Source organism: Paenibacillus odorifer, from assembly GCF_000758725.1.
In the GTDB taxonomy this organism is placed as follows: domain Bacteria; phylum Bacillota; class Bacilli; order Paenibacillales; family Paenibacillaceae; genus Paenibacillus_AQ; species Paenibacillus_AQ odorifer.
Genome location: NZ_CP009428.1, coordinates 4959260 through 4971224, shown reverse-complemented (window position 1 = coordinate 4971224; position 11965 = coordinate 4959260). Strand labels below are relative to the sequence as shown.

9 protein-coding genes are annotated in these 11965 nt (G+C 44.8%); all 9 read left to right on the top strand.

Translation table 11 applies throughout. The features are described 5' to 3' along the window. Positions 1 to 122 precede the first annotated feature (122 nt). Positions 123 to 554 carry a MarR family winged helix-turn-helix transcriptional regulator gene (locus PODO_RS21795; RefSeq protein ID WP_038572665.1) on the top strand — a complete coding sequence of 144 codons (432 nt, stop codon included), beginning with the start codon at positions 123 to 125 and terminating at the stop codon, positions 552 to 554. An 18-nt stretch (positions 555 to 572) separates the two neighbouring features. Further along, complete coding sequence (locus PODO_RS21790; RefSeq protein ID WP_052097232.1) at positions 573 to 1955, top strand: MATE family efflux transporter; 1383 nt, start codon at positions 573 to 575, stop codon at positions 1953 to 1955. Positions 1956 to 2146: 191 nt separating this feature from the next. Beyond that, the gene (locus PODO_RS21785) at positions 2147 to 3052 is read left to right on the top strand and encodes a carbohydrate ABC transporter permease (RefSeq protein ID WP_036683142.1); all 906 of its coding nucleotides are present in this window, start codon (positions 2147 to 2149) and stop codon (positions 3050 to 3052) included. A gap of 63 nt (positions 3053 to 3115) precedes the next feature. Beyond that, on the top strand, positions 3116 to 3898 hold the full coding sequence (locus tag PODO_RS21780) for a carbohydrate ABC transporter permease (RefSeq protein ID WP_052097522.1): 783 nt from the start codon (positions 3116 to 3118) through the stop codon (positions 3896 to 3898). Positions 3899 to 4038: 140 nt separating this feature from the next. Beyond that, positions 4039 to 5403 carry an ABC transporter substrate-binding protein gene (locus PODO_RS21775; RefSeq protein WP_038572661.1) on the top strand — a complete coding sequence of 455 codons (1365 nt, stop codon included), beginning with the start codon at positions 4039 to 4041 and terminating at the stop codon, positions 5401 to 5403. A 104-nt stretch (positions 5404 to 5507) separates the two neighbouring features. Beyond that, positions 5508 to 7307, top strand: a complete 1800-nt coding sequence (locus tag PODO_RS21770) for a cache domain-containing sensor histidine kinase (RefSeq protein WP_038572659.1) — start codon at positions 5508 to 5510, stop codon at positions 7305 to 7307. Next, positions 7282 to 8880 carry a response regulator transcription factor gene (locus PODO_RS21765; protein WP_038572657.1) on the top strand — a complete coding sequence of 533 codons (1599 nt, stop codon included), beginning with the start codon at positions 7282 to 7284 and terminating at the stop codon, positions 8878 to 8880. The genes PODO_RS21770 and PODO_RS21765 overlap by 26 nt, the downstream gene beginning before the upstream one ends. A 24-nt stretch (positions 8881 to 8904) precedes the next feature. Then, positions 8905 to 10770 carry a DUF2264 domain-containing protein gene (locus PODO_RS21760; protein WP_244886370.1) on the top strand — a complete coding sequence of 622 codons (1866 nt, stop codon included), beginning with the start codon at positions 8905 to 8907 and terminating at the stop codon, positions 10768 to 10770. Continuing rightward, positions 10760 to 11875, top strand: coding sequence for a glycoside hydrolase family 88 protein (locus tag PODO_RS21755; protein ID WP_038572655.1), 1116 nt, complete (start codon positions 10760 to 10762; stop codon positions 11873 to 11875). The genes PODO_RS21760 and PODO_RS21755 overlap by 11 nt, the downstream gene beginning before the upstream one ends. Positions 11876 to 11965: the final 90 nt, after the last annotated feature.

The window sequence follows — 11965 nt, the reverse complement described above, 5'->3', positions numbered from 1 at the left end:
CCGACAAGTGCTGGAGAGGAGTTTTTTTGTATTTAGTTAGAACCTTGACAGTTAGAGTTCTAACTATTATGATAATGATGTTACTTAGAGTTCTAACTAATTCAAAAGAGGAGGGAATAACAATGAACAAACCCGTTGTAGACACACCATTTTCTAATTTAATACGAGAGATTGGGATGAAAATAAAAGGTACAGCTGACACCAGGTTAAATGAGTTAGGTCTGAATTCACAACAAGGCCGCATGATCGGCTATATTTTTGAGAATCAAGCAGAAGGGGTTATTCAGAAGGATTTAGCGGAGGTCTTTAACAGGAAGGGGGCGAGCATCACCAGTATGCTTCAGGGGTTGGAGAAGAAAGGGTATATCCAGCGTGTCACTCCTGAAAATGATGAACGTCAAAAGAGTATTTTTGTATTGGAAAAAGGTGCTCTTTTAGTGGAAGAGTTCAATGAGATTTTCTCTGAGGTAGAAGCAAGCATTACTAAGGCGCTTAGTCCGGAAGAAACTGCAACCCTAAAGTCTTTACTTCAAAAAGTTAGTTCAAGTTTATAAACGTTCGGAGGTTCACTTATGACAAATGAGTTCTCAAATCAATATTATTTAGAGTCGGCGCCCATGAAAAAAGCGATCGCTCATTTATCGATTCCCATGATGATTGGGATGTCTGTGGGTACTATTTATAATGTAATCAATGCTTACTTCATCGGCTTATTGCACAATACAAGTATGCTGACCGCAATCACGCTGGGCCTGCCTATTTTTACCGTTTTAATGGCTTTTGGAAATGTATTGGGGGTAGGCGGAGGAACATTTGTAACCCGCTTGGCGGGGCAAAAAGAGACGGAAAAAGGGAAAAAGGTTGCCGGATATACTTTTTACGGGAGTATTGTAGTGGGGCTTCTTATCGCGCTCATCGCTTGGTTAGCTATTAATCCGATCACGCGCATGCTTGGTGCAGATGCTGCTACCTTAGACTTTACGAAGTCTTACGCGCTCACTCTTTTTGCAGGCGGATTTGCTGTTGTGCTTAATTTTGCATTGGAACAACTGGTCCGTTCGGAAGGGGCCTCGAAGGAATCAATGTATGGTATTTTTATCAGTACGGCTTTAAGTTTGATTTTTGATCCTATATTTATTCTCGTGCTGAATTGGCATGTTGCCGGGGCTGCTTTGGCTATGGTTTTAGCAAATTTGGGCTCTGCTATTTATTATATTTACTTTTTGGAAACGAAAAGTGAGCATTTAAGAGGATTTTTGAAGCATTTTAAGATATCTGTACGAGATCAGCTTGAGGTTTATAAAATAGGTACAGCCGAGCTATTGCAAGCCAGTTTTTTAATTGTCAGCACGCTTTTGTTAAATAACTATTCCATTCAATATGGGGAGAGTGTGGTCGCCGGATTTGGTGTGGCTTTAAGAATTGTGCAGATTCCAGAATTTTTATCGATGGGTTTATTTTTGGGATTGATTCCGCTATTTGCTTTTAACTTTGCTAGTAAAAATACGGAGAGACTTAAATCCAGCATCAAATACGCTTTTGCATATATAGGCGGCATTGCAGTTGTTTTTGTGAGTCTAGTATATGTGTTTAGAGGAACGATTCTTCATTGGTTCTCAGGCGATCCTTCTGTGTTAAGCATGGGAACTTATATTTTGGCAGCTATGCTGATTTCGGCTTTATTTAATGGATTTACCGGATTATTTATGAGCATTTTTCAAGCAACGGGGCAAGGCACACCCACTACTATTATGGCAATAAGCCAAGGTGTATTATTTATACCGATGATTATCGTATTGCATTCTATTTTTGGCCTGCACGGTGTGATTTGGTCGATGACTGTGACTGAGGTAATAACGAGTGTGATGGGTGTGGTTTTGTTTATGATTTTTCGGAAAAAACTGAATAGTGCGGGCGGGGATGGAAAAGGCGCTGTAGAGGTTACGTCGGGATAACGCGATTGCTTTATGTAAAACTCAATATGGATTTTGTTTGCTGCGGGAGCTTAGCTCGCGCTTTTTTTGCGTTGTGCAAAAGGAATATAAAACTGCTGGATCGGTAAAATTCGTTCCAAAATGAACAATTCTAGTTCTTATGATGACTGCTTACTTTTTCTACAATTATGGATAAGTAAAGGAGGAGAACTATGATACGCAAAAAAAGGTTTCATCTTAACATGGACACGCGCGAAGCGATGGCGGGATATTTATTCGTTGCTCCGCTTATGCTTGGGCTGATCATCTTGACGTTGATCCCGGTGCTGGGCTCACTGCTGTTAAGCTTCACGGACTGGAACTTTGTGGCTGGGTTAGGGGGGATTAAGTTCGCGGGCGTGGATAATTTCATCAGGCTGTTTCATGATGATGCTTTTATGAAAAGCTTGCTGAACAATTTGCTCTTTATTATCACAGTACCGGTTACGATCATCGTTGCCCTGCTGCTGGCTATCCTGATTGATAAACAGGTTTTTCTGAAGGATTTGTTTAAAGTAATTTATTTCCTTCCGTACATTTCCAGTGTAGTTGCCATCGCTATGGTTTGGCAGGTTATGTTTCACCCTTCGCTGGGACCCGTCAATCAATTCCTGATGTCACTGGGGTGGAACAACCCACCCAAATGGTTAGCTGATATCCATTATGCTCTGCCGTCGCTGATGTTGATTCAAGTCTGGATTCAGCTCGGTTACAACATTATTATTTTTATTGCAGGTTTACAGAGTATTCCAAAGGATCTTTATGAAGCAGCTGATATTGATGGTGCCAACGTCTGGCGCAAATTCCGCAACATCACGGTTCCCTGCATTTCGCCAACTACCTTTTTCCTGCTGGTAACAGGGGTTATCGGCTCATTTAAAATCTTTGATCTGATACAAGTATTGACCCAGGGTGGACCGGCTAACTCCACGACCGTTATCGTCTACGAGTTATATGATACAGCCTTCAATCAGCTGAAGACAGGTTACGCCTCTAGCATGGCACTCGTTCTGTTCCTTATTTGCCTGATCATTACAGCCTTGCAGATGTTGGCGCAAAAAAAATGGGTCAACTATTAAAGGCGGAAAGGAGAAATTACAGTGAAAAAAGAGCTTCTATCCAGAACCTTCTGGACCATCGCCATGGGACTGCTAGGTATCGCATTTCTTTTACCGTTCCTATGGATGTTATCCACTTCCTTTAAGCTGGAGAAAGATGTGTTTAACTTTCCGATTCAATGGTTGCCACAGCAGTGGAACCTCATTGAAAATTATAAACAGGTATGGTCGGGTGACTTCGCTCGCTATTATGGAAATTCCATTTATATTACGCTGGCTACGACTATAATTAATGTGCTGATATGCGCACTTGCTGCTTATGGGTTCTCCAAGCTGCGTTTTCCGGGCAGGGATGCGATGTTTATAGTTGTATTGGCACTTTATATGGTTCCTCCGCAGGCTTCGTTGGTTCCACAGTTTCTACTGTTTAACTGGCTGAATTTAATTGACACACATTTGGGATTGATCCTGATTAACAGCTTTAGTATTATTGGAGCGTTTATGCTCAAGCAATTTTTTATGGGGGTAAACAACGAGTATCTTGAATCGGCGCGGATGGATGGAGCAGGGCATTTTCGCTCTTTTCTACAGATTGCCTTTCCGCTGATCCGTCCCGCTGTAGCTACTTATGCTATTTTGCGCTTTATTTGGACCTGGAACGACTATCAATATCCACTCATTTTTTTGAAATCTAAAGAGTTGTTTACGATTCAGCTGGGGATCCGGTTGTTCGGGGATCAATACGGGGATGTCTATTCACTCATGATGGCTGGTGCGGTATCTGCAATTCTGCCGTTGCTCATCATTTTTGCACTCGGACAGAAGCAGGTTATTGAGGGAATTGCCCTCGGAGGTGTGAAAGGATAATAAAAGTCAAAATAGTTTCTCTTCGGTAGAATATGAGAACTTTCCTCGTCAATCCTGCATGTTAGGATGTTCTTGTAAGCAGTTACATAGTCACTGGTTATTAAGCGAGTGATGCCCAACACATTTATAGGAGGGTCTAAATGAAAAAGAAATTATTATCTGCATTCATCATCACATCGATGGCGTTATCATTGGCCGCTTGCGGCGGAAATGCGAAAACCAATAATGCAGGAGCGACTAATGCACCCGATGCTGGTGGAAATTCAAAGCCTGCAGCAGAGAAGGTTACCCTGAAGCTGAGCACCTGGCAGACAGAAGCCAAAGCGAAATGGAGCACGATTATCGCGGAGTTTGAGAAGACGCATCCCGATATTCATGTGGAAGTAGATTTGCTGAATGAAAAAGGTGATTCGGTAGCCTCTATGCAGAAGCTGGATTTGATGGCGGCTGCAAGCGATCCGCTGGATATTGTCGAACTGCCTTATACCAACTATTCACAGCGTGCAGATATCGGGTTATTGGAACCGATGGATGACTATATTCAGAAGGAAGGTTATAAGCTCGCAGATGAATATCTGGTGGACACTACGGTCAATGGCAAAATCTATGCGTTACCGTCTTCCATGCAGCGCTGGTTCGTGCTCCTTAACAAAGAAATGTTAGATGAAGCAGGCCTTCCGGTTCCGACAGATTGGACATGGGCGGATTTCGAAGAGTATGCCAAGAAATTGACCAAGGGCGAGGGCGCAACGAAACGTTTTGGCGCGTATCTGCATAATTGGCCGGATTATTTCCAGCTCCAGCTGATGAGCAAGTCTACGGATAATACTTTTCTAAAAGCTGATGGAACCTCCAATGCACTTGACCCGCAATTTAAGGCTAATCTGCAGATGATGAAGAAAATGATGTACGAAGATAAGAGTGCCACTCCTTATGAGGATATTATTTCGCAAAAACTAGCTTACCGGAATCAGTATTTTAACGGTTTAGCAGCGATGCTTCCGATGGGCGACTGGATGGTTGCGGAATCGGGTGGAACGGATGCCATTCCGGCAACCTTTGTTACCGCGTTTGCGCCGATTCCCCGACTTGAGAGTGAGAGCAAACACTACTCACCCGTACAGCCGACCTACATGGGAATAGCCGCTAAATCCAAGCATAAGGAGGCTGCCTATACCTTTGTGCGCTGGTATACCTCAGAAGGACTGGAAATCGGTGGACGCGTTTTCTCTGGCTGGGCCAAATCGGATACGAACAAATTAGTGGATACAATTGTGAGTGGTTCTAAGGATGCCTCTAAGATTGATGTCGATTCTCTGAAATATACGATGGAGAACTCGACACCTGGTGCAACGCAAGTTCCGGCTAAATATGCGGATGAAGCTAAGAACAACGTTATTCCAGAAGCGGAGATGTATCTCCTTGGCCAACAGGATCTGGATGTCACGGTTGCCAATATCGATAAAAAAATAACGGAAGTTGTTCAGAACAATAGCGGAAAGTAAGCGGAGACTGATTGTACGCTTTTCAAAGGGGGCTTATAATGTGGGGGCAGGAAAGCATTTCTGCCTCCTGCTCCAAATTCAAACAGATGTGGGGCCTGTAATCCGTGTTTAGAAAGCATCAATCCCTCCGTAAGAAACTTGTCTGGTCATCGCTGATCTGCGTCCTGATCCCGCTGATCTGCATTTACATGGTTACTGATTATTTGACCCGGGATCTCATTCTGGAGAAAGCGGTTGGTAGCGCAAGAGAATCTTTAAATGCAGCCAGCGCCAATATGAATGCCATATTTGAACAGACACTGGAACAGTCCAACTTTGTGCTCCAGAACAGCGAGATCAGGCAGATGATGTCTGCCGATTCAGAGTCGCTCCGTGCACCAAAGCAGATCATTCAGTATAACCGTATGTCGCGGATGCTGGATGATATGTTTGTTTTAACAGAATATTTGAAGGTGACGTTAATCGGAAAAAATGGTCTTATTTATACCAGCTATCCTTACAGTGACTTTAACCCGAGTAATTTCTACAACAAGAATTGGACATCGTTGCTGAAACAAATTCAACCCATCTCGACTTATTGGAGAGCGGAGCACGATACGTACTACAATTATTCTGATAAAGGCTCAGCTGATTGGGTAACCATTGCAAGGCCGATTCAATCGACCTCTAGCAGTACCATCGGATATTTAATTATTAATATCAATGAGCGCAAGCTCCGTCCTTATCTAAATAACGATAATGATAAAGAGATGATGCTTTTGGATGACAAGGGAACTGTAGTTTCCCATGCTGATAAGGCCCGAATCGGAGAGACGATGACGTGGTTGAAAAAGGATGGCGAGCTTGACACTGTGGAAATCGACGGAGAGAAGTTTTTATATGTTGATCAGGAGCTGAGCAGCAACAAATGGCGGATGGTCAGCATTATCCCGCTGAAGGCAGCCTTGTCAAAAAATAAGCAGATTTTATTTATCAGCCTGGCGGTGCAGATTCTTTTCTTTACTTTGTTTTCCGTTCTCTTAACCGTTCTAATCTCAAAGCTGACTCAGCCTATCGTAAAATTAAGCGCTTTTGTAAAGCGAATAGGTCGTGGTCAGTTAGATGAACGTTCGTTCATTCGAGGGAATAATGAGGCAGCACAGCTCGCCCGCACCATTGACCAGATGCTGGATCGGATCGAGTCTATGATTGAACAAATCACTTATGAACAGACGGGAAAAAGAAAAGCCGAACTAGAGATGCTACAAGCGCAGATCAATCCACATTTTATGTTTAATCTGCTGAATTCGATTCGCTTAAATATTCTGATGCAAGGCGATCGGGAGAATGCTGAGTTGATTGGTTCGCTGTCGTCTTTGCTCCGTATGACCTTTAACAGGGACAATGAGTTTATCCCGCTTTGTGAGGAGACAGATACGATATCGCATTATGTCACTTTAATGAATTTTCGCCATGCCAATCAGGTCAGGCTGGAAATGAATTTAGCGGACGGGAGCGCTGAAGCACTGGTGCCTCGATTTATGATTCAGCCCATGATCGAGAATGCCATCATCCATGGCTTCGAGCAGTTTGGTGGCGAGATTTTTATTGAAGCTCGTATTGTTGCAACTACGGGAAGCTTGGTTATCACCATTAAGGATAATGGGATCGGGATGTCACCGGAAACTTTAACAAGACTTCGTGAAACCGCATACAGCAGCGAACAAATTACAGAGGAGGACAGAAAAGGGTTCTCCGGCATAGGTTTACGCAATGTGGCCCAACGCCTCAGTATGATTTATGGCGCTTCTTTTAAGCTGAATATTCAAAGTGAACCTGATGTGGGCACGGAGATTTGTCTGGAGTTTCCTCTGAATTACGGAAAGGTGGGTGTGGAGAATGCTGACGGCAATATTGGTGGATGATGACTATCCGGTTATCCGTTATTTGTCGCAGGCCGTACCTTGGAGCGAGCTCGGTATTGAACTCATCGGATGTTATTATAGCGGTCTCGAGGCTTGGGAAAAAGCACAGCAGAGTCCACCAGATCTCATTATTACCGATATTGGCATGCCCAAGATGAACGGGCTGGAGATGCTGGAGCAATTCAGAGCTGTGCAGCCCGGAATCCGTGCGATTATTCTCTCCTGCCACAACGAATTCAAATACGCCCAGCAAGCGCTGAAATTAAACGTAGGAGAATATATTTTAAAGGAATCACTGGATATTGAGCAGTTACAGCAAGCGATTAGAACCCTTGTGGCGGAAGTGGGACTGAATAGGCAGCAGCATACGGAGATGCTGGTTTATAAGCAAAAGCAGTCTCAAAATCGCGCCGCGCTGAAGGAAAAGTTTCTAAAAGATACCTTGTATCAATCCTGGGACAAGGGGGCTTGGATCGAACAGGCCCGATCAAACGGAATTATGATCCATGCCAAAAACTATATCCCGCTGGTTATTGTAATTGACCGTCCAGAGGAAGCTTCAAGGGTGCGCCGGATGAGTGAATATACGATTTCTTTTGCGGTTGAGAATATTATGCAGGAAGTGCTTGAGGCTGATCACAGTCTGTTTATTTCGAGATACAGCCATAAGGAGATTGTCATTCTCTTTTGCAGCGACCAGCCTTCCAAAGATCATCAGGCAATCTATCACTCCATTCAAAATGCAGCCTCTGCGGTTCAGAAATATCTTAAACTTTCTGTCTCTTGCTTATTTGGCGCTGAGGCGCGCAGTCCTGAGGAAATTCGCGGAACATTGCAGCGGATGCTGAAGGAGAAAATACAGCGCTTTTATCTCCCTGCGGCGGGAATTCACCGTTTTGAAGAAGTCTGCTTTTCCGGAGAAGATATTTATGCTGAATATGGAACCTTATACGCTGTTATCAATGATGATATTGCCTTGAACAGGAACACGGAGCTTCGCGTTCATGTAAAGGAATGGAGGGAATGGGTGGCCTCGCAAAAATTCCATCCGAATGAAGTCAAGGAATGTGTGCTTCGCTTGCTGATGGACTTGCAGATGAAGACGAAACAGCTTCTGCAATCTCCATTGCCTATAACCGAAGAAAAGCTATTTAGCGTGGTTGGTGACATTGAAACTCTGGAGCATTTGGAACAATGGCTGGTGCAGTACTTGGAGGAATTAGCGCGGAAAATAAGTATGTTCTCCATCAAGTCTAAACGGAGTGAAGTCATCAAAGCCCAGCAGTTCGTGATTAGTCATGTGACGGAGAAAATAACGCTGGAGGACATGGCAGGCCGCCTTAACTTAAATGCCAGTTATTTCAGCCGCTTATTCAAACGGGAAACAAACCAGAACTTCATTGAATATGTAAATATGCTAAAGCTTCAGAAGGCAAAGGAGCTGCTTAACCAATCTGAAAAGACAGTGGAAGAGATCTCCGAGTATTTGGGATATGCCAACAAAAGTTATTTCATCAAGCTGTTTAAACGGGAAATGGGCATGAGACCTAGCGAATATGCGGCTTGGCATTAAGTGTGGACAGGAGGAAACATTGCTGTGGAAATAAAGGCCACTAAAAATGAATTACAGATGTTCCTAAATGAACTATATACTCCACTGGAGAGCAGATTTACTTCTGGTTGTGCAGGAATTAATATGGGCGCTACAGGATCCATTTACAATGAAGCTACAGCGCTTATGGAAGCTTTCGCCCGTCCTTTATGGGGCCTTGTTCCTCATGCCAGCGGTGGAGGGGAAAGTGCACTCTGGCCGATGTTTCTGGAAGGGATCATCAACGGAACAGACCCGGAGCATGAAGAATATTGGGGGCAATTTACTACCAAAGATCAGCGTATGGTAGAGCAGGCCGTGTTGGGACTGGGGCTTGCTCTTGCACCACATAAAATGTGGGAGCCGCTGAGCGACACGCAGAAAATGAATGTATATAACTGGCTGAATCAGATTAATCATGTGGATCGTTCCAATCCGAATAACTGGCTGATGTTCACGGTTCTTGTGAATGTGGGCTTCAAGAAAGTCGGATTACCTTATGATCAGAGCATAATGGATGATTATCTAGCGCAGATCGATAATTACTATCTTGGTGACGGTTGGTATTCCGATGGATTGACCGATCAGAGGGATTATTATATTGCTTTTGCTATGCATTATTATACGCTGATATACGCTAAGTTGATGGCGGATGATGATCCTCAGAGAGCTGCTGTTTATCGGGAAAGATCCGCACGATTTGCCGAGGATTTCATTTATTGGTTCGCTGAGGACGGAAGTGCACTTCCTTTTGGTCGTAGCCTGACCTATCGTTTTGCACAGGTTTCTTTCTGGAGTGCGCTGGTGTATGCAGAAGTGGTTCCTTTTTCATATGGCGTTCTTAAAGGAATCATTATGCGCCATTTTCGTTGGTGGTTTGAACAACCTATTATGGGATTAGACGGACTGCTTAGCATCGGATATGCTTATCCGAATCTAGTCATGACAGAGAGCTACAACGCCCCCGGATCTCCGTATTGGGCTTTTAAAGCTATGCTTATTCTTGCCTTGCCAGATGATCATCCTTTTTGGCAGGCGGAGGAAGAGCCACTGCCTATTTTGAAAGAGGTACGGGCTCTCCAAGAGGCGCGAATGCTTGTGAGTCATCCGGAAGGAAATCGGCATGTTATTGCCTATACCTCTGGCCAGATGGCTAATTTTGATATGGCCCATAGTGCAGCCAAATATTCTAAATTTGCATATTCCACTCTGTTTGGCTTTAGTGTCCCGAAAGCGGGTTACGGGTTGGTTCAAGGCGCTTACGATTCTACACTCGCACTATGCGAATGTGATGAACACTATCGGGTACGCAGATTCTGCGAGACCTGGGAAATCGGAGACAGCTATGTATATTCCCGCTGGCATCCCTGGAGTGATGTACATGTGGAGACATGGATTATTCCGGCAGGTCTATGGCATGTTCGTGTTCACAGCATTCATACTGCCCGGCGGCTGGATGTAGCGGAGGGTGGATTTGCCATTGGCCAGTCAGCTGGCTTCTCGCACAGTGAACGGGAAACCATTAAGGTATCAAACACTGCTGTTTCGGTGCAGCTGCCCTGGGGAATCAGTGCCATACATAGGCTAAGCGGCTTTGATCGGGGAGAGTGCGTACATCCCGAGCCGAATACCAATCTGCTGAAGCCGCGGACACTTCTTCCGAGCTTGTGCTCCAGACTGGAACCGGGAGATCAAGTATTGATATCTGCTGTCTTCGGAGCGACGAATACTCCGGAGAACCAGGCAAGTCTTGCTTCACCACCGCTTATTCAATGGCACTCGGACGGAAGGGTTGCTGTATACGAACCTGGTAACGATACACTTTTGCATACTGTTGATTTAAGGGAAGGGAGAAACAAAGATGTGGAATAAGGCTATTGAGGATGCGATTCACAAAGTTGGGAGCAATATGGCTAACCATCCGGGCAAACTGCCTCATATCGCTGAGGGGCAACAGTACGAATGGGGAGACAACGACGACTGGATAGAGGGTTTCTATGTTGGGATGATGTGGCTTGCTTATGAATATAGTAAGGATTCATGCTATAAGGAGGCGGCAGCCTCTTGGTTAGGGGACTTCAAGCATCGTCTGGATCAGCACATTGCCCTGGACCATCATGATATTGGTTTCTTGTATACACTGACTGCAGTAGCGGAGTGGAAAATAACGGGCAGCGAAGCGGCGCGAGCTGTCGGCCTGCAAGCTGCGGACACGCTGTGCAAGCGCTGGCGTGAACCAGCAGGGATTCTTCAGGCCTGGGGACTGGAGAGTGACCCGGAGAATGCGGGACGTATCATTATTGACTGCTTGATGAATTTACCTCTATTGTTCTGGGCAGCGGAGGAAACAGGAGATAAGCGCTATTATGAAATAGCGCTCGAACATGCGTTTAAGAGCCGGAAATTTCTTGTGCGTGGGGATGCCTCCTCTTACCATACTTTTTATTTTGATCCGGCTACCGGAAATGCAATTCGTGGGGGAACACATCAAGGTTATGAGGACGGATCGACCTGGACACGGGGTCAAGCTTGGGGAATATACGGTTTTGCTCTGGCGTATCGCTATACGCAGAATGAGGATTTTCTTAATACCTCTAAGAGCCTAGCGGATTATTTTATCAGTCATCTACCGGAGGACGGTGTGGCTTATTGGGATTTCGATGTGCCAGTGGGAGCGGACACCCCTCGCGACAGCTCGGCTTCGGCGATTGCTGCAGCCGGTCTTTTGGAACTGCTCGATCACCTAGGTGTAGATGATCCGGACCGGGCCATTTATGAAGTTGCTTTACACCGTAGCATGAAATCCCTAGTGGAACATTATGCGACATCTGGAAATCCGGAAGCAGAGGGACTTCTAAAGCATGGTTCTTATCATGTGAGAGGTGGACGTGTGCCTGATGGTCATATGATTTGGGGAGATTATTATTATTTGGAAGCGTTGATCCGCTTGCAGACTGGCATCCGAGGCTATTGGTAGTGGGATGTTAGAATGTGGAAAGGTTTAGCCTATAGAAAAAGGAAACTGCTAAGACTAATCTCTTAGCGGTTTTCTTTTTTTTGTGGACTA

What these genes read in the sequence shown, in the direction of transcription:
- PODO_RS21795 (WP_038572665.1), top strand. Translation starts at nt 123, where the DNA reads ATGAACAAACCCGTTGTAGACACACCATTTTCTAATTTAATACGAGAG.
- PODO_RS21790 (WP_052097232.1), top strand. Translation starts at nt 573, where the DNA reads ATGACAAATGAGTTCTCAAATCAATATTATTTAGAGTCGGCGCCCATG.
- PODO_RS21785 (WP_036683142.1), top strand. Translation starts at nt 2,147, where the DNA reads ATGATACGCAAAAAAAGGTTTCATCTTAACATGGACACGCGCGAAGCG.
- PODO_RS21780 (WP_052097522.1), top strand. Translation starts at nt 3,116, where the DNA reads ATGGGACTGCTAGGTATCGCATTTCTTTTACCGTTCCTATGGATGTTA.
- PODO_RS21775 (WP_038572661.1), top strand. Translation starts at nt 4,039, where the DNA reads ATGAAAAAGAAATTATTATCTGCATTCATCATCACATCGATGGCGTTA.
- PODO_RS21765 (WP_038572657.1), top strand. Translation starts at nt 7,282, where the DNA reads ATGCTGACGGCAATATTGGTGGATGATGACTATCCGGTTATCCGTTAT.
- PODO_RS21755 (WP_038572655.1), top strand. Translation starts at nt 10,760, where the DNA reads ATGTGGAATAAGGCTATTGAGGATGCGATTCACAAAGTTGGGAGCAAT.